This window comes from Lactobacillus sp. Sy-1, from assembly GCF_019303535.1.
In the GTDB taxonomy this organism is placed as follows: domain Bacteria; phylum Bacillota; class Bacilli; order Lactobacillales; family Lactobacillaceae; genus Nicoliella.
The window spans coordinates 119,583-142,396 of the sequence record NZ_JACCIU010000002.1 but is presented as its reverse complement, the minus strand read 5'-3'; the positions used below and the strand labels follow the sequence as shown (position 1 = coordinate 142,396).

The 22,814-nt window shown below is 40.4% G+C and carries 22 protein-coding genes and 1 other annotated feature; of the genes, 4 read left to right on the top strand and 18 right to left on the bottom strand.

Annotation, left to right across the window (positions count from 1 at the left end):
• Nucleotides 1-4: 4 nt before the first annotated feature.
• The 9 genes from sufB to HZL42_RS07340 are packed head-to-tail and all read right to left on the bottom strand — an operon-like array spanning nucleotide 5 to nucleotide 9,361.
• Entirely contained in the window at nucleotides 5-1,408 is a 1,404-nt protein-coding gene (gene sufB / locus HZL42_RS07380) for a Fe-S cluster assembly protein SufB (protein WP_219283013.1), read from the bottom strand.
• Nucleotides 1,401-1,859, bottom strand: coding sequence for a Fe-S cluster assembly sulfur transfer protein SufU (sufU, locus tag HZL42_RS07375; RefSeq protein ID WP_219283012.1), 459 nt, complete (start codon nucleotides 1,857-1,859; stop codon nucleotides 1,401-1,403). The genes sufB and sufU overlap by 8 nt, the downstream gene beginning before the upstream one ends.
• Entirely contained in the window at nucleotides 1,828-3,078 is a 1,251-nt protein-coding gene (locus HZL42_RS07370) for an aminotransferase class V-fold PLP-dependent enzyme (RefSeq protein ID WP_219283011.1), read from the bottom strand. The genes sufU and HZL42_RS07370 overlap by 32 nt, the downstream gene beginning before the upstream one ends.
• Nucleotides 3,071-4,354: a Fe-S cluster assembly protein SufD gene (sufD, locus tag HZL42_RS07365; protein WP_219283010.1), complete on the bottom strand. Its 1,284-nt coding sequence runs from the start codon at nucleotides 4,352-4,354 to the stop codon at nucleotides 3,071-3,073. Before sufD ends, HZL42_RS07370 begins: the two co-directional genes overlap by 8 nt.
• A 12-nt stretch (nucleotides 4,355-4,366) precedes the next feature.
• Complete coding sequence (gene sufC / locus HZL42_RS07360) at nucleotides 4,367-5,164, bottom strand: Fe-S cluster assembly ATPase SufC (protein ID WP_219283009.1); 798 nt, start codon at nucleotides 5,162-5,164, stop codon at nucleotides 4,367-4,369.
• Between the two features lie 18 nt (nucleotides 5,165-5,182).
• Entirely contained in the window at nucleotides 5,183-5,767 is a 585-nt protein-coding gene (leuD, locus tag HZL42_RS07355; RefSeq protein ID WP_219283008.1) for a 3-isopropylmalate dehydratase small subunit, read from the bottom strand.
• Complete coding sequence (gene leuC / locus HZL42_RS07350; RefSeq protein WP_219283007.1) at nucleotides 5,768-7,141, bottom strand: 3-isopropylmalate dehydratase large subunit; 1,374 nt, start codon at nucleotides 7,139-7,141, stop codon at nucleotides 5,768-5,770.
• Complete coding sequence (gene leuB, locus HZL42_RS07345) at nucleotides 7,126-8,190, bottom strand: 3-isopropylmalate dehydrogenase (protein ID WP_219283006.1); 1,065 nt, start codon at nucleotides 8,188-8,190, stop codon at nucleotides 7,126-7,128. Before leuB ends, leuC begins: the two co-directional genes overlap by 16 nt.
• A complete protein-coding gene (locus tag HZL42_RS07340; protein ID WP_219283005.1) occupies nucleotides 8,180-9,361 on the bottom strand; it encodes a 2-isopropylmalate synthase in 1,182 nt (393 codons plus the stop codon). The genes leuB and HZL42_RS07340 overlap by 11 nt, the downstream gene beginning before the upstream one ends.
• A 1,207-nt stretch (nucleotides 9,362-10,568) precedes the next feature.
• On the opposite strand from HZL42_RS07340, the gene HZL42_RS07335 reads away from it, so the two are divergent.
• Nucleotides 10,569-10,712, top strand: a complete 144-nt coding sequence (locus HZL42_RS07335; protein ID WP_219283004.1) for a hypothetical protein — start codon at nucleotides 10,569-10,571, stop codon at nucleotides 10,710-10,712.
• Between the two features lie 211 nt (nucleotides 10,713-10,923).
• On the opposite strand, the gene HZL42_RS07330 is transcribed toward HZL42_RS07335, so the two are convergent.
• The 3 genes from HZL42_RS07330 to HZL42_RS07320 all read right to left on the bottom strand — a co-directional run bounded on the left by HZL42_RS07330 (nucleotide 10,924) and on the right by HZL42_RS07320 (nucleotide 12,546).
• On the bottom strand, nucleotides 10,924-11,862 hold the full coding sequence (locus tag HZL42_RS07330; protein ID WP_219283003.1) for a hypothetical protein: 939 nt from the start codon (nucleotides 11,860-11,862) through the stop codon (nucleotides 10,924-10,926).
• 95 nt (nucleotides 11,863-11,957) lie between these two features.
• A complete protein-coding gene (locus HZL42_RS07325; protein ID WP_255552606.1) occupies nucleotides 11,958-12,248 on the bottom strand; it encodes a DUF5776 domain-containing protein in 291 nt (96 codons plus the stop codon).
• Nucleotides 12,249-12,258: 10 nt separating this feature from the next.
• Nucleotides 12,259-12,546 (bottom strand): hypothetical protein, encoded by a 288-nt coding sequence (locus tag HZL42_RS07320; protein ID WP_219283001.1) that lies wholly within the window; start codon nucleotides 12,544-12,546, stop codon nucleotides 12,259-12,261.
• A gap of 220 nt (nucleotides 12,547-12,766) precedes the next feature.
• On the opposite strand from HZL42_RS07320, the gene HZL42_RS07315 reads away from it, so the two are divergent.
• Complete coding sequence (locus HZL42_RS07315; protein ID WP_219283000.1) at nucleotides 12,767-14,368, top strand: polysaccharide biosynthesis protein; 1,602 nt, start codon at nucleotides 12,767-12,769, stop codon at nucleotides 14,366-14,368.
• A 37-nt stretch (nucleotides 14,369-14,405) separates the two neighbouring features.
• On the opposite strand, the gene HZL42_RS07310 is transcribed toward HZL42_RS07315, so the two are convergent.
• The 4 genes from HZL42_RS07310 to HZL42_RS07295 form a co-directional block, all read right to left on the bottom strand.
• A complete protein-coding gene (locus tag HZL42_RS07310) occupies nucleotides 14,406-14,906 on the bottom strand; it encodes a methylated-DNA--[protein]-cysteine S-methyltransferase (RefSeq protein WP_219282999.1) in 501 nt (166 codons plus the stop codon).
• 21 nt (nucleotides 14,907-14,927) lie between these two features.
• Complete coding sequence (locus HZL42_RS07305) at nucleotides 14,928-15,290, bottom strand: hypothetical protein (protein ID WP_219282998.1); 363 nt, start codon at nucleotides 15,288-15,290, stop codon at nucleotides 14,928-14,930.
• 122 nt (nucleotides 15,291-15,412) lie between these two features.
• On the bottom strand, nucleotides 15,413-16,048 hold the full coding sequence (locus HZL42_RS07300) for a pyroglutamyl-peptidase I (RefSeq protein WP_219282997.1): 636 nt from the start codon (nucleotides 16,046-16,048) through the stop codon (nucleotides 15,413-15,415).
• Between the two features lie 19 nt (nucleotides 16,049-16,067).
• Complete coding sequence (locus HZL42_RS07295; protein WP_219282996.1) at nucleotides 16,068-17,399, bottom strand: M20/M25/M40 family metallo-hydrolase; 1,332 nt, start codon at nucleotides 17,397-17,399, stop codon at nucleotides 16,068-16,070.
• A gap of 233 nt (nucleotides 17,400-17,632) precedes the next feature.
• Nucleotides 17,633-17,869, top strand: a binding site (T-box leader).
• A gap of 77 nt (nucleotides 17,870-17,946) precedes the next feature.
• Between HZL42_RS07295 and HZL42_RS07290 the strand changes: the two genes are divergently transcribed.
• Nucleotides 17,947-19,092 (top strand): amidohydrolase family protein, encoded by a 1,146-nt coding sequence (locus HZL42_RS07290; protein ID WP_219282995.1) that lies wholly within the window; start codon nucleotides 17,947-17,949, stop codon nucleotides 19,090-19,092.
• 54 nt (nucleotides 19,093-19,146) lie between these two features.
• Nucleotides 19,147-20,787: a peptide ABC transporter substrate-binding protein gene (locus HZL42_RS07285; RefSeq protein ID WP_219282994.1), complete on the top strand. Its 1,641-nt coding sequence runs from the start codon at nucleotides 19,147-19,149 to the stop codon at nucleotides 20,785-20,787.
• A gap of 37 nt (nucleotides 20,788-20,824) precedes the next feature.
• Here the strand turns inward: HZL42_RS07285 and HZL42_RS07280 are convergent, their stop codons facing one another.
• Both HZL42_RS07280 and HZL42_RS07275 read right to left on the bottom strand, forming a co-directional pair.
• A complete protein-coding gene (locus HZL42_RS07280; protein ID WP_219282993.1) occupies nucleotides 20,825-21,259 on the bottom strand; it encodes a nuclear transport factor 2 family protein in 435 nt (144 codons plus the stop codon).
• Nucleotides 21,260-21,271: 12 nt separating this feature from the next.
• Nucleotides 21,272-22,741, bottom strand: coding sequence for an MFS transporter (locus tag HZL42_RS07275; RefSeq protein ID WP_219282992.1), 1,470 nt, complete (start codon nucleotides 22,739-22,741; stop codon nucleotides 21,272-21,274).
• Between the last annotated feature and the right edge of the window lie 73 nt (nucleotides 22,742-22,814).

The following is a 22,814-nucleotide window of genomic DNA, read 5'->3' as shown; positions in this document are numbered from 1 at the left end:
ACCTTTATCCAATTGAACCTTCCATTTCAAAGCTAATCAACCGGTTTAATTCAACTGCGTATTCCATTGGAAGCTCCTTAGTAAATGGTTCGATGAAGCTCATAATAATCATCTCAGTTGCTTTTTGTTCCGTGATGCCGCGTGACATCAAGTAGTACAATTGTTCTTCTGAGATCTTTGAAACCTTTGCTTCGTGTTCCATTGAAACGTCACTATTATAAATTTCGTTGTATGGAATCGTGTCACTGGTTGATTGATCATCCATAATGATCGTGTCACATTCAACGTGACAGTGCGAGCCAGGACTGTTCTTTGCAAACCGGACCTTTCCACGGTAATCAACTGAACCACCATCCTTAGCGATGGACTTCGAGATGATTGAAGAGGAAGTATCCGGTGCGTTATGAATCATCTGGGCTCCGGTATCGGACTTAATATTATTTCCGGCAACGGCAATCGATAACATCGTCCCCTTAGCGCCCCGTCCGTTCAAGTAAACTGAAGGGTACTTCATGGTGACCTTGGATCCTAGGTTTCCGTCCACCCATTCCATGACTGCGTCTTCCAGTGCTTGCGCCCGTTTAGTTTCCAGGCTATAAACATTGTTGGACCAGTTTTGAATCGTGGTGTATCGACAGTAGGCATGTGGCAGTACATTGACCTCAACAACTGCAGCGTGTAGGCTATCAGAATTATATGTAGGTGCTGTACAACCTTCTACGTATTCCAAATGGGCATGTTCATCAACAATAATTAGCGTTCTTTCAAATTGTCCGGAATTGGCAGCGTTGATTCTGAAGTAGGTTTGAATTGGTGCGGAAACGACGACCCCCTTCGGAACGTAAATGAAGGTTCCACCGGACCAAACCGCTCCGTTAAGAGCTGCAAACTTATTGTTGGTTGGTTTAATTAACTTCCCGAACCACTTTTTAAATAGTTCTGGGTACTTTTGCAATGCGGTATCAGTATCGGTAAAGATAATTCCCTGCTTATCTAATTCATCTTTCATGTGGTGATAAACAGATTCAGATTCGTATTGGGCGGATGAGCCAGCTAGGTACTTCCGTTCTGCTTCTGGAACCCCAATCCGATCGAACGTTTCCTTAATTTTTTCAGGAACGTCATTCCAATCCCGGTACTTTTTATCGGTTGATTTCTGGTAGTACTTCATGTGGTCTAAATCCATTCCACTTAGGTCAGGCCCGAATGGCGGATCCTCAATCTTAAGGTAGGTATGGTATGAATTTAACCGGTATTCAAGCATCCATTCGGGTTCGTTCTTTTCCTTGGAAATTTGACGAATGATATCTTCGTTTAATCCTTCCCCGGTTGAAAATACTGGTTTAACATCATCATGGAACCCAAATTCGTAATCTTTATCTGGCAATACTTCTGCAATATCAGTCATTAATTTTCACTCCTTCTTGCTCATCAATTAAATCTGCTAGGGCGTGCCAACTAAGTGTGGCGCAACGAATGCGAGTGGGGAACTTAGCAACGTTACTAAGTAATAGTGCATCCCCTAATTGATCCTGCTCATCTTCTTTAATCTCCTTATTCACAATGTTATCCAAGAATAAATTGATTATCCGTCGAGCTGCTGCGAGGGACTTTCCCTTGACCATGGTGGTCATAATACTTGCGGAGGCGTTTGAAATTGTGCATCCGCTGCCCCGAAACTTAATTGCCCTAATCTGGTTAGCCTCAACTTGAATCTGAACGTTAATAATATCCCCACAACTGGGGTTTCTTAAAACTAAGTCTGAAGTGCGAGTTGCTAGTTCCCCAAAGTTTCTGGGGTGATTAGCATGATCCAAGATGACGCTTCTATATAGTTGGTTCAGCTTCATCAAACTCATTGGCAAAAAACTCCTTTACCGTTTCTAATGCTTTAATAAACCGGTCTACATCAGCGTTACTATTATAGAAGTAAAAACTCACCCGGACGGTGGATTCTACCCCGATGTAATTCATTAATGGTTGTGCACAGTGATGTCCAGCGCGAACTTCGATTCCTTCCATATCTAATCCGGTTGCAACGTCGTGGGGATGAATTCCAGCAACGTTGAAGGTTACCACTCCGTTATGGTTAACCGGATCATCATCGCCGTAGATGATGATTCCCGGAATCTGCTTCATTTTATCAATGCAACGCTTGGTTAATTCCTGGTCATGCCGATGAATTTCAGCCATGCCAATTTGGTTTAGGTAGTCAATGGCTGCATGGAGCCCAATTGCGCCAGCAATGTTAGGCGTTCCGGCTTCAAATTTTAATGGTGCTGGTTGAAAGGTCGCCGTTTGCTGGGTCACCATATCAATCATTTCACCACCGAATTGCACCGGTTGCATTTCAGCTAACCGTTCCGCCTTGCCGTATAACACCCCAATCCCAGTCGGTCCTAACATCTTGTGACCTGAAAACGCCAGGAAGTCTGCATCAATGGCTTGGACATCAATTGGAATATGCGGAGCAGATTGGGCTGCGTCTACCACCATGACCGCTCCGTGCTGATGGGCAATTTCACTAATCTGTGTAACTGGATTAATGGCGCCCATTACGTTCGACACCTGGTTGATTGAAACGATTTTGGTGCGATCAGTGATCTTTTGTTTAGCATCCGCCATGTCAATCTGACCATTCGCAGCTAGGGTAACGTACTTTAAAGTTGCATGGTGTCTTTTAGCAACTTGTTGCCATGGAACGATGTTACTGTGGTGTTCAGCAACGGTAATGACAATCTCATCACCGGGTTGAATAACATTATCAGCATACCCAGAAGCAATCCAGTTCAAACTTTCGGTCGTTGACCGGGTAAACACGATGTTGCGGCTACTCGGGGCGTTAATAAAACTGGCGGTAGCACTTCGCGCTGCTTCGTATTCGTCAGTGGCTTGAACTGAAATGGTGCTAACCCCGCGATGCACGTTTGCGTTAGTGCTCACGTAGTAGTCGGTGAGCTTGTCAATTACTGACTGGGGCTTTTGGGATGTCGCTGCGTTATCCAGGTAAACCATTGGTTCACCGTTTACCATCCGTTTTAAAATCGGAAAATCAGTTTTAACTTCGCTTTTAATCATTGGCAAGCTTCCCTTCAATAATGTTAATCATCTGCGCTTTAATTGATTGAGAAGGAATGTGGGAAAGAATAATTCCTAAGAAGCCCCTAATTACCAACTTCTTAGCAATTTCTGGTTTAATTCCCCGACTCATTAGGTAATATAATTGGCGTTCGTCAATTTTTCCGATGCTGGCCTTATGACCGGCAATCACATCATTTTCATCAATTAGGAGGATTGGGTTCGCATCACCACTAGCCTCATCTGATAGCATCAAAACGCTGTTTTCCTGTTGGTTGTTAGCGCCATGGGCACCGTGAGCAACCTTACCAACCCCGTTAAAAACAATTTTAGCGCGGTCTAAGATAGCGCCTCGTTGACTAATTTCACCATCAGAATGCCGACCATAATTGGTAATTCTGGTGTTAATTCCTTGTTGTTGGCTATGATTAGCGATTGATACGATTCTGGTGTTTCCGCTTGAACCCTCGCCAACTAAGTCGGTAGCAATATCAGAAATGGTATTACTATCATTAAACGATCCAATCATCCAATTCATCTTCGCGCGTTTGTCGACCCGGGCATGCCGCATAACGAAGGCAGTGTTTGATGCTCCAATTGAATCTAGTGAGAAAAATTGAACGTTACTATTAGCTTTGGCATGGACTTCAATGTTCACATGGGTTACCTTTTTTTGGTCACCAACGCTACTTAATTTTTGGACAACGTCAAACTTACTCCCCTCATCAGCAACGACAATGACCCGGCTGAACGTTGATGCGGCTTTAAAATTATTTTCAGCCATGAATACCTTGATTGGCATCGTTAACTTCACGTTTTGCGGAACGTAAATAAAAATCCCGTTGTTGGTTAAAGAACTTTCTAAGCAGTTTAACCGATCCTTTTGCATTTGCTCGTTTTGCATTAAATAGGGCTTAATTAATTCGGGGTAGTTTTGAAATGCCGATTGGAAGTCACAACAGATGACGTCGTTATCGACCATTTCATCGTTAGGTTGACTCCGCACGGTGCGACTTCCCACGGTGGCGATTTCGTATTTATCAATCTCAGCTTGAACTGCATCTGTAATTTCGGTTTTTGTTGCGGGATGTTGACTCGGGTGGCTAATAAAGCGCCATGCATGATAGTCCATCTTATCGAACTTTGGTAAATCTAATGAAGCCATTTGTTCAAAAGCATTTACCCGAAATTCAGTCATCCATTCTGGTTCATCTTCAAACACCGCGTCCTTAATCATTGTGGGGGTCATTTGACGCATAAACTTATCCTTGATCATTGCTGGCACCTCCTAGACGTTTTCGTCAGTCAAATCAATATCTAGTCCTAACTCATCACGTAAGGAAGCGTAACCATTATTTTCTAGTTCGGCAGCTAAGCTAGCATCCCCAGTCTTAACGACCCGGCCGCCCATCATTACATGCACAAAGTCTGGTTTAATGTAGTTTAAGATTCGTTGGTAGTGGGTAATCATTAACGTTCCTAACTGACTGCTGTCCATCGAGTTTACCCCCCGTGAAACAACTTGCAGAGCGTCAATATCTAGTCCGGAATCAATTTCATCTAAGATTGAGAACTTAGGTTTGATCATCATCATTTGAAGAATTTCATTCCGCTTTTTTTCACCACCGGAGAACCCTTCGTTTAAATACCGTTCCACCATTGAATCACTCATGTTTAAGATCTTGGCACTCTTATCCAGTCTAGATAAGAATTCGCGAATCGGAACTGGATCATCCTCAGGACGTCTTGCATTTACCGCTGCTTGAATAAATTCAGCATTTGTAATTCCCTTGATTTCCGCTGGATATTGCATTGCTAGAAATAACCCGGCCCGGGCCCGCTCGTCAACCGTCTTATCTAAGATGCTTTGCCCATCAATCATTACGTCGCCACTTGTAACCGTGTAAGCTGGATTCCCCATGATCGTTTCGGATAACGTTGATTTACCAGTCCCGTTCGGCCCCATGATGGCATGGGTTTCACCCGTATTGATGGTCAAGTTAACCCCCTTTAAAATCTCCTTTTCAATTTCTTCTTCTTCATCAATAAAGCTAACGTGAAGGTCTTTTACTTCTAGTTTTGTCATTATTGTTCAACTCCCATATTAGTTAAAGTTTGGCATTTTACTTTCGTAAGCCTTGATTTTATCCATGTAATCCATCGTAATTGCAATGTCGTCCAATCCATTAACCAGCTTATGCTTGATTTTTTCATCAATATCAAAGCTAAACTCTTTCCCATCGGCAATTACCTTTTGATGGATTAAGTCAATCGTCATTTCTTGGTCTGCGGGTAGCTGAGCTAAGAATTCACGTTGTCCCTTGGGCATTCTAATTGCTAATACCCCATTCTTAGTACTATTCATATAGAAGATATCACTGTATCCACCAGCAATAATCACTCTAAAGCCATAGTCCTTTAGTGCCCAAACGGCATGTTCTCTTGAGGATCCGCAGCCAAAGTTATCGCCGGTAACTAAGATTTGTGCGCCTTGCCGTTCTGGTTTATTTAAAATAAAGTCCGGATTGGGAACATTTGGTTTTATGTATCGCCAATCATATAGTAGGTTTTTGCCAAACCCGGTTTTTAAGATGTTTTTTAGAAATTGCTTGGGGATTAATTGATCCGTATCGATGTTATCGTTCATTAGTGGCACTGAAGTTGAGGTGAAAACCGTAATTTTTTCCAATTAAATCGCTTCCTCTCTAATGTCAATGAAGTGGCCATGAATCGCTGCTGCTGCAACCATTGCTGGACTAGCTAAGTGGGTTCTAGAACCAGCTCCTTGCCGCCCTTCAAAATTCCGGTTAGACGTTGATGCACAATGTACTCCTGCCGGAACGTGATCCGGATTCATTCCTAAACAGGCTGAGCATCCTGGTTCGCGCCATTCACAACCCGCGTCCTTAAAGATTTTATCAATGCCCATTTTTTCAGCGGTTTCCTTAATGGTTCTGGATGCTGGTACCACCCAGGCGGTTAAGCCCTTCGCAATGTGGCGCCCCTTTAGAATGCTAGCGGCAATCTTCAAGTCGGATAGCCGACCGTTAGTACATGATCCAAAGAACGCCCATTTAATATCCACATCCTTTAGGGAAGTCCCTGGTTGAAGCCCGACATAGTCGTAAGCCTTTTTGTCATCGCTGTTTTTAATTTCAGGTGTAACATCATCAATTGGAATTGCCATTCCCGGGTTGGTCCCCCATGAAACGAATGGTGCCAACTGAGTTGCGTCTAGATCAATAATCTTATCAAAGGCGCTTTCATCATCGGTCTTAAATTGTTTCCAATACTCAATTGCCTTATCCATATTCTTAGGTGCGTATTTCCGGCCCCGCACGTAATCGAATGTCTTTTGATCGGATTCGACACACCCCATCTTGGCGCCACCTTCGATGGCCATGTTACAAAGCGTCATCCGTTCCTCCATTTCCATATTGCGAATCGTATCTCCGTAGAATTCAACTCCATATCCAGTCCCGAATGAAACTCCTTCGCGGGCGATGATTCCCATGATGACGTCCTTAGCAAACACTCCGTTAGGCATTTTGCCATGAACACGAATCCCCATCTTCTTGGGCTTGGTTTGCCAAATCGTTTGCGTTGCTAGCACGTGTTCTACTTCACTAGTCCCAATCCCGAATGCAATTGAACCAAATGATCCGTGGGTTGCTGTGTGTGAATCACCACATACAATGATCATTCCCGGTTGGGTTAGTCCTAGTTGAGGTCCGATTGCATGGATGATTCCTTGGTCTGCATGCCCCATATCAGCTAGCCGAACGTTAAAGTCTTCGCAGTTTTTAGCGAGCGTTTCAATCTGACGCTTAGAAATCATATCCTTAACGTTGAAGATATCAACGGTTGGTACGTTGTGATCCATCGTAGCGAACGTGCGGTCAGTGCGGCGTACCGGACGGTTGTTTTCACGAAGGCCTTCAAATGCTTGGGGGGAGGTTACTTCATGCAACAAGTGAAGATCAACGTATAATAATTGCGGTTCACCTTCTGTTCCTTCAATTACATGTTGATCCCAAATTTTATCAATCATTGTTTTTGACATGCTACTCCCACCCTTTCTATATTTTGAATTACGGCGTTGGTCACCGCTTGAGTTTGATAATTGCCACCTAAGTCAGGGGTGACAACTTTTGCTGCTACCGCTTGGTTAACGGCATCTTCGATTCTTATTGCCAAGTCTTTTCTACCAAATGAATTTTCAAGCATCATTGCTACGGAATTAATCATTGAAAATGGATTAGCGATTCCCTTTCCAGCAATATCTGGAGCAGAACCATGAATTGGTTCGTATAGGGCAACCTGCCCATCTCCCTTACTCATTGAAGGAATCGTTCCTAATGAACCGGTAATCTGAGCGGCTTCATCACTTAAAATGTCCCCAAATAAATTTTCTGTTAAAATAACATCAAACTGAGCAGGGTTACTAATGATCTTCATAGCTGCTGCATCAACGTAGCAATAATCTACTTCTACATCTGGATATTGCTTGGCCATCTCGCCAACGATTTCTCGCCAGAACTTACTAGTTGCTAACACGTTTGATTTATCAACTAACGTTACCTTATGGTTACGACCCTGAGCCATCTCAAACGCAATCTTAGTGACCCGTTTAATTTCGTTTTTAGTGTAGCGCATGGTATCAAAAGCATCGTCAGCATTCTTTTCACGCGGTTCACCGAAGTAAATTCCACTGGTCAGTTCTCTTACAATTACAAAATCAACTGGTGAGATTTTCTTCAATGGTGAATATTCCATCATTGCTTTAGAAATCTTAGTGGGTCGAATGTTAGCAAATAGGTTTAACGCCTTTCGAATTGCTAACAATCCTTGTTCCGGCCGCTTTGGACATTGATCCCATTTCGGTCCCCCGATTGCGGAAAGTAAAACCGCATCACTGTTCTTACATTCATCAACTGTTGTTTGTGGAAGTGGCTCTCCCACTTCATCAATTGCCTGGCCACCAAAGGGGGCGTGGGTAATTTGATATTCAAAATCCGAATCTTTGGTAACTGCTGCCAGCACTTGTAATCCAGCCTTCATAATTTCTGGACCGATGTAGTCACCATCTAAAACGGTAATTCTATTTGGCATTCGCAACCACCCCTATCTTTTTCATAATTGAAGCCAGGTCGTGATCGTTTACAATGGGTTGTTTATCGGCAACCCTTTTAAATTCTGGGAAAATTGTTGCCATTGCTTCTCGATCAACTTCATATCCCATCTTTTGTAATTCTTGCATTACCGCATGTGAACCAGATAGTTTTCCTAATATGATGTGGGTAGCATCCATTCCAACTGACTCTGGGGTTAAGATTTCATATGTGTTCCGGTTCTTTAGCATTCCATCTTGGTGAATTCCTGATTCATGAGAAAATGCGTTTTGACCGATGATTGCTTTATTATGTGGAATTGGCATCCTGGTAAATTCACTGATCATATCAGCAGTTTCCTTCGTTGCTTTTAAGTTAATATTGGTCTTATATGGGTAGTAATCACTCCGGACCATAAACGCAGCAGCCACTTCTTCAAGGGCGGTGTTACCAGCCCGTTCCCCAATTCCATTCACAGTTCCTTCAATTCTGGATGCGCCATGTTCCACGCCGGCAATTGCATTTGCAACGGACATTCCTAAGTCATCATGGCAATGAACTGAGAAAATCACATCATCAAAGCGTGGAACGTTAGCACGCATGTAATCGAATAACCTTCCGAATTCAATTGGATTGGTATAACCAACGGTGTCAGCAATGTTGATTACCGTTGCCCCAGCATCAATTGCTACGTTAATTGCTTCTACTAAGTATTCTGGTTCAGTTCTGGTTGCATCTTCCGGTGAAAACTGCACCTTATCGAAGAATTGATTAGCGTAACTAACGCACTTCCGAATTACTGCTAAGTTTTCAGCCTTAGTCATATGCAATTTATATTCACGATGGATTGGGCTCGTTCCGATGAACACATGGATTTGTTTGTTCTTAGCATTCTTAGTTGCTTCAACACATGCATCGATGTCTGCCTTTTTGGCTCTGGCTAATCCGGTAACACAAGCATGATCAACATTTTCCGCAACCGCTTTAACGGCTTTAAAGTCGTCAGGAGAAGCAACTGGAAATCCTGCTTCAATGATATCAACGCCCCATTTTTCTAGCTGCTTAGCAATTTGAATCTTTTGCTCGATTGAGAAGTTAACTCCAATGGTTTGTTCACCATCACGAAGGGAAGTATCAAAAATCTGAATCATCTTATCATTACTAGTTGTCATAACCAACACTCCATTTCAATATAAATTTACAAAAAAAACGTCCTTTCCTAAACTAAGTTATTGAATAACTTAGTTTAGGAAAGGACGTTTTAACGCGGTACCACCTTTATTCGCTGACTACTCACGTAATCAACCTCTTTGAGTACGACAACTAAATGCTTATACTCAGACGCAGATAAAGGTCGTCACACCCAAGCTCCTCTAGAAAAGCTCAAACTAATACAGATTTTTCAACCTTTAAGAAAGTACATTGTTTCAACTAATCAATGCTCTCTGAAAAATTCTTAAATTTTACTTTTTCATGTATTTAAAATGATTTTTAATATTAACTTTTGATTTAATGTTTATTAGAATAAACTAATAAAATCAATTCGTCAACCATTTTTATTAATTGATTTTAATCACTTACTAATCAACTAATTAGCTGTTGATGACTTATCGATATCACGAAGTATAGCACTATCAATTTTCAATAAAAGTCGTACAAGATATAATAATTGCCAATATATCGCATTTTACGAAACAATAAATTGCTTTATGTTTCATAATTAGAACGTATACAATTTTATAGATTAGTAAATCTAATCCTTAAAACCTTGTTATAACAATAATCGATTTAAAATCACCAACCCAAAAAATAAAAAATAAAAATTTTTTCAAAAAAATTTGAAAAAACTAAAATTAGGTCGAGAGATCATTAAAAAATGAGATGAATTCATTCTCAAATAAAACGATTCAAATCAGCATGGTAAATTATCAAAAATACATCTTGTAAAACCCAAAAAAATGATAAATTTAACGCTAACTATTGATATTAAGGCTTTTTTAGCCATTAAATGTGGAATTAGGGCTTAAAATATTTTGACAGATTAAAATAATTCATATATTATCCACTCATATTAGATAAAACGATGTATATATTAGTAACCGACCAGTCATTTGATAGCGAGCATTCATGTGGTGAAAGAATGTAATGTCTGATCAGTCAAAAGATTACATTCGGTTGAATTTTTTTCGAGAAATTCAGGTTGATTCCCTTTATAGCAATCTAACACTTATGTGTTTAGCGAGGCTGATAACTATACTGATCAGTAAATAAAGGTGGTACCACGTTGAAAAAACGTCCTTTCATGAATATAGCTATTGGAGCTAGTCAATTCATGGAGGACGTTTTTAATTTTTATAAACCAATTAGGAGTGGATGATTATGACAAATGCAAACGATACTAACATTAAAAAAATTAACGAAACACCAAAAAAGGGCTTTAAACTATTCAATCATATTGAAAAGTGGGGGTTGGAAATAATAAAACGTGATATTGAAGAGGTTTTCTTTTTCCTTTATTTTTAAAACCGGCTTCACTAATAAGCTTGCCATTTAATCAATCTCGGAGGATTTAGATGCGGTTAATTTTTAATCCACTGCTATATCAAGATGATAATAAGTGCTATACACATTTTCTTAAAATAATGACCAAATGACCAAATTAAAAGCCCACTCGGTGTGAAACTACCGAATGGGCTTTATTAATAACTAATATTTAATTTTTAATTATCAATAATTACTTAGTTAACTTTTTGAGTTGTGCTTTAGCTTTCTTTAACGCTTTTTGAGCAGTAGCCTTTGCCTTAGTGGTCTTAGCCTTCTTTACATTGGCCTTGTACTTCTTAACATCACTCTTGGCCTTAGCAACTTTAGCCTTGGTGGTCTTCTTTGAAGTAGTGGCTTTACTACTTAGCTTAGTAGTTAGTGAATTAACCGTATTTTCATAATCATCAGCAAATGATGAAACGGCATCAGCAACACTGCTAGTGTAGTAAGCAGCACTATTAGCAGTGCTTGCTTGACTAGATCCTTGGGCAACTAGTGAATTAGTTACGGATGTTTCATAGCTAGCAGAAATATTACCAGCTGCTGCTTGACTATCAACCTGTGCAAATTGGCTCACTAAGTTTCTAGCATTTACAATCGCATTGTTAAAGTCACTAGTGGCGCTGTTAAATCCACTAAAGGCCTGTTTAGCGTAGTCCCGATAAGATTTAAATGCAGCAGCGCTGTTAGCAAGACTACCATATTTCTTTTGGTTAGCTGCAGTTGCATCAGCGTAGGTGTCACTTAATTGAGCAAAGTCATCACTAATTGAATCATTATTATCTGATAAAGTAGCACTAGCAGCGCTAGCCACTGAACCAGCTACTGAGAAGCTAGCTTGAATGGATGCTAAGGTACTACTGCGGTAACTAGCTAAATTAGCTTGAGCGGCACTTTGACTAGTTGCAACACTGCTAGTGGAACTAGTGGCGCTAGTAGTACTGGCAGCACTAGTGGCGCTTGATGAGCTAGTCGTACTAGTAGCGCTAGCAGCACTAGTAGTATCAGCATGTGCATATACAGGAGCTTTATTTTCAGCATACCCAGTCGTTAAGACACCAAGTGTAACTGCCCCTAAAACAAACAATTTACGATTATTTTTAAAGTTATGTAATTTCATTTTATCCATTCCAATTACCTCCAAAATCCTATTTTCAAAAACAACTTCATTATTACACAATATCAATAAAATGTATATTAAAAACGTCGGTAACAATATATTAATTAATGAATTAATTGAACATATTTTTTATTAGCAGTAATGTAATGACCATTGACTAGCTGAAACCGCGTCATCCCCCCAGCAGTCACAACCCGCTTAACCGGAATTTTCTTGCCAACTGGATAGGTTCCGACCTTAGGCGAGCTTCTAAATTCTTTCCCACGATAAACGTTAATTCGGTGGAGAGTTTTAACGATTTGTCCCTTAGTGGCCTTAGCATGGGTCACTGCCACCGGAAATTGCACCACCATTATAGGAACGATTAGGCCAAATAAAATTATTTTCTTAAACATTGTAAACCCCCTAACCATTATTTCGATTTAAAAACTCATCGTATCCCCGATTATATTCAGCACTCCGCTGATAACGTTTATTACGATAATAATTAAAAATTTTCATCATTAATTTATGCTTTAAGAGGTACTGTTCGGTAATGTCATCATGCCATGCCTGATCGTATCCACGCTGAAATTCATTTGTTGGATGGCCCTGGTAATAATCGTTACCATCGGTTTGACTATCCTTTTCTTCCTCTTTTTTATACTGACCACTTTTCATAAAGTGATACCAGGACTTGAAACATCGATTCAAAATTTCACCCCCAAAATCTTAGTTAATTATACATCAAGTTGAAGCCCAAATGAGTTTTTCAAAAACAAAAAATGCGAATTTGCGTCATTATGATTTTCAATTGAATGAATTTGTTAATCAACTTTACAAAAGTCGGTATGCTATAATAAATTTTGTAAAACTTAACGCTTGATTTAAATTAATTAACAATAAATTAGGATTTAGAATTAGAGGTATTCTTTTGAATCAAAAAATGTTATCAGGATCATTTTGGCTGTCCTTTGGAAGCATTGTATCCAGGATCTTAGGAATTGCTTACCTGGTCCCCTGGTTAATGATGATTGGCAGTTATAATGATCAATTAAATGCACAGGCCGTTTTTAACGCTTCATATACGCCATACGCACTGCTAATTGCAGTTGGTACGGCCGGATTACCATCGGTAATTGCCAGAAAAGTTGCATCATTAGACTCCAGAAATCAATATTTAGATAGTGTCTACGTCACTAAGCTAGCGTTTCTGATTATGACAATCACCGGGATCGCTTGTGGGGCCATTTTATACCTGATTGCACCCATTATTGCTCAAAACAGCCCGGTTCAATCTGTTAGCCAAGCGGTCACTTCGATTCGCATGTTAGTCCCAGCAATCATCTTGTTGCCATCAATGAGCATGATTAGGGGCTGGTTTCAGGGTCATAATGATATGAAGCCGTATGGAATTTCTCAACTCTGGGAACAACTTTCAAGGGTTCTGTTTATCATCATTGCTACATTTATTATTATTAAGGTACTCCATTATAATTATATAATTGCAGTTTACTTTAGCGTTTTCGGTGCGTTCGTTGGATCAATTATCAGCTATGCGTACCTATTCTTTTACGGCAACCTTAAAAGAGGTGAGTATCGTAAACAAATGGTCACTAGTCGCCCTAGGCGATTAACGAACGTTACTTCCACGATTCTGGGCCTTTGGTATGCTTCAATTCCATTTGTAATTGTAGGATCTTGTATTACAATTAGTCAGTTGATTGACCAGGTGTTTTTCAAGCAGGTTTTAGTCAATATCAACCACTTGAACTCAGACTACGTTAATTATCTGTATACCGTTTCATCAGCTAACCCTAGTAAGATTACCACCATTATTATCTCACTAGTTACGTCAGTTTCTGAAACTAGTTTACCGTTATTTTCAGAGCTCCATGCCAAAAAAGAGTGGGGCAAAATTAGGCAGCTACTAATCGAGAACTATCGATTACTTTTATTTTTTCTTCTTCCAATTATAATCGTGGGTGGATTTGCGGCTGGTCCAATTTACACCGTATTATTTACCCATGATACAGTGGGAACCTATTATTTAATCCAAAATATTATTCAAAGTATTTTCTTAGGGCTAGCAATTAACGGCCTAACTCTGATGCAGGCGCTCCACGCCAGTAAAAAAGCGGTCAGCTACATGACAGTGGGGATTATTATTAAACTAATTCTCCAGTTCCCCCTCCTAAAACTATTCGGTGCAAGCGGGGCCCTTCTTGCAACCGACTTTGCATTCCTAATGATCTTACTGTTAGCTTACATCAAGTTAAACCAATTATATGATGTAAGGTTAGGATCACTAGTCCCAATCTTATTCGCTAACTCAATCCTAATTATCATCATGAGCGGATACTACTTTACGGTTCAACAAATTTTCGAACCGTTGACGCGATTAACTAGTTTTATTTACCTGGGGATTTACGGAATCATCATCTTAATCATTTACGTATTAATTGCCAATTGGACTGGTACTGCTCAAATGGTATTCGGAACCAAATTAAGAATTAATAACTATCGTCGCAAATAAAAACGTCTGACTACCAGTTGAGGAAGTCAAACGTTTTTTAATTTGTATTTTCTAATGCTAACAAGAATCGTTTCCGATCAATGCCACCCGCATAGCCTGTAAGCTTACCGTTACTTCCGATAATTCGGTGGCATGGAATAATTAATGCAATTGGATTATGGCCAACGGCACCACCCACTGCTCTTGATAAGTTTCGTTTATTCGCCTGATTCGCTTGAAGTGAATCTGAAATAGATTTGTAAGTTGCAGTTTGGCCATATGGCACCTTAATTAACTCCCGTAAAACCCGATTTCTAAAATCAGTCACCTGGGGACTCAATGGAACCATTGCAACATCAGGATTATCACCATTAAAATAATCAGTTAACCAATTGATGGCCAGTTTAATGGGACCGGATTGATTAATCGGTATTGAACCTAAATCAAACCCCGCCCCCAAATATTTTTGATCTGTAAACCATAATCCAAATAAGTAATGCTCATCGCTGATCATGGTTACTTCTCCCAGCGGCGTTTGGTAATGGTATAATGACTGCATGTAGTTAACCTCACTTTAAAACTAATTTTGTGTATTATTCAAGTTAGCTTTAGTTTGATTGAACTTATGGGTAGCCCTCCTAGTGTTAATTGCTGATTTAGCATGTTTTAATCGTAACTTAGCTCGATCAAACGCTTTTTTAGCGCGTTGGGCTCGAATAAATTTAAAACGGTCAAATTCATTTCCATTATTACCACCATGAAAACCATTGTTTTGTGGTGCACGGTTAATATGGTGTCTAACACCGCTCCGACCACTAACAACACTCGTTTTATTAACGCTGATACCGGTAGCTGCATTAACACTCTGATTAGTGCTAACCACTGCTAAACTAACCGATAATCCTAATAACATTGTAAGTGTTAAGATTTTTTTCTTAATCATTTTATCACCCCTTAAAGCTGCTATCATTAAATTTATTATATCAGCTTTTAGGAGTAGGTAAAATTTAAAGCCCTTTCGCTAAATTAATTTTAACATTTCAGCATGCAGATAATGAGCATTGATCAATATTCATATGGATGCTCAATTGCAATGTCATCACTTAAGTGATAAATGGCCGTCATTAAAGCAATTTCAATTGCATTTACCTCATCATCCAAAGCCATTGTTGGAATCTCATAGTTTTCTGAATAATTAGAGGGTACGTGTATAAATCCAGCCTTCATATCTGGATATTTCTTATGCAATAAGTACTGGACTTCATACATCACATGGTTACAAACATAACTGCCAGCTGAAGTAGAGATTCTACTTTCTACTCCAATATCACGAATGTTTCTCACAATTGCCTTAATCGGCAGGTTGCTAAAGTATTTCTCCTCACCATCAGAACGAATCGGTCGTCTTTCAGGTTGATAACCAGCGTTATCAGGAATTTGTGCATCATCCATATTAAAAGCCGCTAGCTCCGGTGTGATTCCATTTCGACCATTGGCCTGACCCAAGTTCAATACCAAATTAGGCCGCACCCGGTCAATCAAATTAGTAATCAAATTGGTACTCTTTTCAAATTCAGTTGGCAGTGGCTGCTTAATTATTTCAGCACAATCTAAAACGTCAGGTAACGCATGTAAAATATCCAAAGATGGATTATTAAGTTGGTTATTAAACGGAGTAAATCCGGTTATGATTACTTTCAATGCTCATCACCGTCCCCATTTATTTGCCGTAAGTTGCCAATAATTCAATCATAAAAACGGTTCCCTGCTCAAAATCAGCAAGGCGAATGTTTTCATTGGGGGCATGCGCCCCACTGCCTGAATAGTGAACCCCGACCATTAAAATCGGATCATCTAAGATATCGTAGAATGGAAATGCCGGACCACCGCCCGGGGTATTTGGAATCACTGCCACCTTGTCTCCGTAAACCGACTTAGCTGCTGATAGGTTCACCTTTACAAACGGATCATTCAAATCCGTCCGGAATGGCTTTTCGCCGACATTATAGTGGACTTCAACATCTGAAAAGCCGTTCTTAGATAGTTGTTTTTGGACAGCTTCAAAAACTTTTTTCGGATCTTGGTCTGGAACCAAACGACAATCCACCTTAGCACTAGCTTCCTTGGGGATAATTGTTTTAATCCCTTCACCCTCATAACCAGATGAAAAACCATTTACAGTCATTGTTGAGCCGTTGACTAATTCTCCAGTGGGATCATCGGTAATTAACTTGCTTTTTAAGCCTAAGCTGTTAGCAACTTCCTTGGGATTAAATTGCATCTGATCAACAAAGAATTGGGTGGTTTTATCAAGTGGTTTTACATCATCATAAAAACCATCCACCAGGACTTGACCGCTAGGGCTGCGGAGTGAACTAAGCGCTTGGATTAACCGCCAAGCAGCGTTTGGCGTATAAACTGCCAGGGATGAATGGGTATCCTTCGTCGCCGTTGTTACCCGGAGGTCGAAGTCAACGATTCCCTTTAACCCACACGTAATTAAAAAGGTTTCGTTCTCATCCTTTCCGCCGCCTTCCCAAATGCAGGCATCTGATTTTAACTCATCCTGATGGGCAAATACATAATCTTCAATCTGGGGACTCCCGACTTCTTCAGCCCCTTCAACAAAGAATTTAACGTTGACCGGTAGGCCACCATGGTCTTGAAAATACTTAACTGCGACCAGGCGTGACATCAGCTCACCCTTATTGTCGGAAATGCCGCGTGCAAATACCTTGCCATCCTTTACCGTGGGTTCAAACGGATTTGTAACCCATTCGTCCAAAGGTTCAGGGGGTTGAACATCATAATGGTTATAAAACAATAGGGTTTTATCACTAGCTCCTTCAAACGACGCAAAGACAACTGGATTGGCTCCTTGATTATTCCATTCCGTTGCAAACTTAGCCCCTAGCTTTTGAAATTGTTCAACCAGCCAGTCGGCTGTTTTTTGAATGTCCTTATCTTGTGCTGAAATACTTTGAAACCGTATGTAATCAAAAAAATCTGCGGTATGTTTTTGAACGTACTCATAGACTTTTGTTGTGTCCATAAAATCATCTCACTTTTAATCATTTTTTAATCTACTTACCGTTTATTATAAAATAATAATAAAAAGATTGCATTAAATTTAGATTGTTTTTATTTTTCAAATTCAAACGGCTATAAAACGTTGATATGATAGCGTTTATCATTTACAGGTTAAAAATTTCGTAAATGATGTGTTGACATTAATTAAAAAAAGATTAGAATATCAATTATTGAATTTAACAAGACAAATTAAATTAAAAAGCGTTAATTAGAATCAGTAGTATTCAAAAGAGACCGCAGAGAGATTTCGTTTGGTGAAAGGAATCGTTAATTTTGGATATGAAAATCATCTATGAGCTGCCGGGTGAACACAATGTAACCCGCGCTGGGAATTCCCATTACAGAATCTGCAAATCAACGGGTTTGTTAGAGTGGTGTCAATTTATAATTGGCTCAACAGAGGTGGTACCGCGCTTATTAGGCGTCCTTTATTTTTATTACTAAAAATAGGGGACGTCTTTTTTGTTTGTAACAATTCAAAATATTTTTTCAGAAAGGTTTTGTTTAATATGAGTAAAACACTCTTTGTTAACTTTCATTTATTTAACGGTAAGGACAATCGGGTTACAAAAGATTCATGGATGCTTGTTGATAATGCCACTGGTAAACTAGTCGAATTAGGAACTGGTAATGAACATCCACAAGCGGATTCAAAGGTAGATTTAAATCAGAAATACGTGATGCCAGGGATGGTTAACTGCCATACCCACGTAACACTAGATTCCAATGCTTTTGATGGAGCCACTCAGGCTGATCAAACTGAAACTGCGGTGCGGGCCGTTGAGAACCTCCGCGCACTATTAAAGTCAGGCGTTACGTACGTTCGGGAATGTGGAAGCACCTATGGACTTGATACTACCCTAGCTCGAATGCAACGCGAAGGGAAACTAACTAAGGTTCCTGAAGTAATGGCAGCTGGCCGTGCAATGACAATGACCGGTGGACACGGTGATTATCCTGAAGGTGGGAAGACGGTGGATTCACCAGATGAGATGCGAAAAGCGGTTCGGGAAAACTTCAAAAATGGTGCCCAATGTACCAAGGTAATGGCAACTGGTGGGGTCATGTCCCCTGGTGATTATATGGACGAACCGCAACTATCCGTTGCAGAACTAAAGGTTGCCGTTGAAGAAACACACAATAAACACGCCGTAGTTGCGGCTCACGCAGAGGGCAATCCTGGAATTATGAACGCATTGGTTGCCGGGGTTGACTCCGTTGAACATGGATTTTACGTCAATGATGAAGAAATCACAATGATGGTTAAAAATCATACATACTTAACCCCCACGTTGGTATCGGCTTGGTGTATTGCACACTATGGACAAGATACCCTCCCAAAGTGGGAACTAAATAAGCTAACCGATGCCCTAGATGACCTATACGCAAACGTTCACAATGCATATGCAAAGGGCGTTCATGTAACTCTAGGAACGGATGCTGGAACTCCTTATAACGATTTCGGCAAAACCGCTAAAGAATTTGAATTAATGGTGGAAAAAGAGGGCTTCACTAACTTTGACGCGTTATCAACATCCCGTCACTCGGCTGAATTAATGAAGTTAACAGATTACGGCACACTAGCAGCTGGCAAGTACGCAGATTTTCTAGTGCTGGATAAAAATCCATTAGAAGATGTTAAAGCAGTTCAATAAACTAACAAGGGCGTCTATAAACACGGCCATCAGGAATATTAGGAGGAAATGATTATGAAAAAAAGATTACTAGAAGCAGGCGCCGCAACACTATTAGTTGCGTTTGGATTGGCAGGTTGTGGATCATCAGCTAGCCAATCATCAAATTCAGGTAGTACCGCCAAGAGTCAAACCATTAATTGGATGCAAAATGCAAACTTAATCACCCTAGACCCTTCTAAAAGTATCGATGTTAATAGTGCCACTGCACTAGGCAATGTTGATCAAGGGCTACTTAAGAACCCAGATGGTAAGGGCGTTGTGCCTGCAGTTGCCAAGAGCTATCAAGTTTCCAGCGATGGGAAAACATATACATTTAAACTACGGCACTCTAAATGGAGTAACGGTGATCCAGTTACCGCTAAGGACTTCGTCTTTGCATTCCAAAGAACCGTTAATCCCAAGACAGCATCACAAGATGCCTACCTATATGACCACGTTGTAAATTACGCTGCGGTGCAAAGTGGTAAAATGGCTCCATCTAAACTAGGGGTTTCCGCTCCTGATGACTACACCCTAGTTGTTCACCTCTCAAAACCACAAAGCTACTTTAAATACTTAGTTACCGCTTCTGCATTCCTGCCTCAAAATGAAAAGGTCGTTAATAAATACGGTAAGAAGTACGGAACTAATAGTGCCAGCCAAGTTTACAACGGACCATTCAAGGCAACTGGTTGGACCGGAACTAACGATACTTGGAGCCTGGTTAAAAACGACAAGTACTGGGACAGCGCTTCAGTTAAGTTAAAACGGGTAAACATGCACGTTGTTAAGGATAACCAAACTGGATTAAATGAATATCAAACTGGTAAGTTAGATGAATTAAGCCTCAACGGTAAGCAACAAGTTGAACACTTTAAAAAGGATCCTGGCTATCACGAAAATAAGTCAGTTTACTCTAACTTCATTGAATTAAACGAAGCCAAGGTTTCTGCCTTTAAAAACCTTAAGATTAGAAAAGCGCTATCAATGGCTGTTGATAGACAACAATTTGTCAAGGACGTCTTGGGTGATGGGTCCACCCCAACTAAGGGCTTTGTTGCTAACGGGCTCGCATCATACAAGGGAACCGACTTTGCAGACGCCGCCTACGTTAAATCAGCAACTGAATACAACTTAAACGAAGCTAAAAAGCTTTGGCAAGAAGGGTTAAAGGAACTCGGTATGAAGTCATTGAACCTCACGTTGACATATGATGATACTGATAGCGCCAAGGCCACTACTGAATTCCTACAAAGTAATTTCCAAAAATTACCAGGATTAAAGGTTACTAACGTCAACCTACCTCGTCAACAAAGAATTGCCCGGCTCTTCTCCGGTAAGTTCGACATGTGTGTTACTGGTTGGGATCCAAGCTTCCCAGATCCAGTCGCTGCACTAAGCATCAAGAAGTCAACTAGTTCGCTAAACTTTAGTAAATGGAAGAACAGTAAGTTCGATAGCTACCTTGATAAGTCAGAAAATGAAGATGCCAATAACCCAGGCAAACGTTGGAACGACTTAGTACAAGCTGAAAAGGTTTACGCAAACGATCAAGGAAACATCCCATTCTACCAAAACACATCCCCAGTTGTAATGAAGACCAACATCAAGGGACTAGAATACAACCCTTCAGGAAGCACCAGTTGGGACTTCTCTAAGGCATATGTAAAATAGAATTAAAAAAAGACGCTCAGTGAGCGCCTTTTTTTAGTTATTTCCGCCAAATAAAATGTGAATTACGGGTATCAATTAACCACTTATCGGATTCTTTAACGTAGTAATCATCATAACGAACCCCTTCTTGGGTCGTGATTAATTCGTCAGCTTCTTCCTTTGTTAGCACCACGTAATTATATGCAACTCCACGCGCATGGTGGTCATCAATAAATTCAACCGTTTGTTGCCCACTCATATGAAACACACTTTTGAACCCGGCCATTGATTTTGCAAAGGCGTTCAATATTTCGTCACGACCACTTAACTGAAAAGTTACCTTTCCTTCATTATTAATGATATTAACCTTTCCGGCCTCCGTAAAAAGTTGAACCTGTTTTTCATTCTCCTTTGTATCAGCGTAGTTAGATAATTGGTCCACTAACTGCTTTAATTCGATCCGGTCACTAATTTCTTGAATGTTAATTGTCATCATTATTTCCCCCTAATTTTTTAAATCCTTCTTTAATTCATTAGCTGGTAGCCGTCTAAATAGGTTTAAAACCAGTGCAAAAATCGCTAGTCCCAAGCCAACTGACATTACTAAATGTAAGCCACTGAAAAGCATCGTCCTAAGTTGTGGAATCCGGTCAGCTGGTAAATTCTTTGCCGTTACAAAGTTGGTCAACTTAGTAACCATCGTAAGGGTGTGATCCGGACCAGTTTGCTGTACAATTTCCATACTGAACAGGGTCCCAAAAATAGCGGCCATAAAGGTTTCCCCAAGCGTTCGCACTAATAATCCGAAGGTTGTTGACACCCCCATTAGTCGTTTAGGGACTCCATCTTGGACGGAAATTTGCATCGGTGTAAATGACAGGCCCATGCCAAAACCATTGAACGCCCCACTAATTAACAACCAAACATATGGGAGGCCCTGCGTTGCTAGAAACATGGTTAGTGCTGATAAGCAAATACTGAGTGTCCCCAGTCCCACAATTGTGCGATAAGGCAACCGTTTCATTAATCGAGCCGTCAATCTAGTTCCGACCATTAATAGGAGGGAACCCGCAATTTGAGTTAGCCCACCCGCAGTGGCATCGGTCCCCAAGATTCCTTGGGCCCACATTGGGGCATAGACACTAAAGCCGATAAAGTAGCCGTTGATCAAAAACATAATGATATTTTGGGACTGCACGGGCCAATTCTTTAGCAGTTGCACGGGCACCAATGCATCTGAAATCCTTTTTTCCACTTGATAAAAAATAATGCCAAGGATAATTGCAATTCCAACTAGTATGATTGTCAAAGTGGCATCGATAGATAACAAGCTGCTTGCAAATAAAGTTACCACTAGGGTAATGGTTAGCAATCCAGCTCCGCGGTAGTCAAAGCGACTCTGGGGTTTTTCAAAATTATTAATTCGATATTCAAATTGCAATATAACAATTGATAAAAGGCCAATCGGAACGTTAATGAAGAAAATCCAATGCCATGAAAAGTGATCCACAATGAATCCCCCTAAGATGGGGCCTAAAACCGTGGCGAATGCATAAGAAGCGGTAACCAACCCCACTGCTTTCGCCCGTTCCCGTGGCTCTGGGTATATCTGTGCATAAATGATAAACGGAATTGATACCATTCCACCAGTGCCAATTCCCATTAACGCCCGCATAACGATTAGGAAAATCATGTTTGGCGCAACTCCCGCCATGAATGAACTAACAACAAACAATAGTACCGCAATTTGGAACGTCAGTTTATTATTAATGATTTCTCCTAAGCGCCCCCAGAGGACCGTAGTAACAGCAACTCCCAACAAAAACGCAGAACTGATCCACCCAATTAATTGAATTCCATTTAAATCACTAGTAATTGCAGGTAACGTAGTATTAACAATGGTGGCGTCTAATCCGCCCATAAAATTAGCAACCAATAGCGCCCCCGTTGTTAATAACAGCTGTCTTTTATTCATCCTAAACCTCCCATTAAACATTTCTTTTTAGTAATTATAGAAAACCACAATCCAAAATAAAATGGTCGATTGT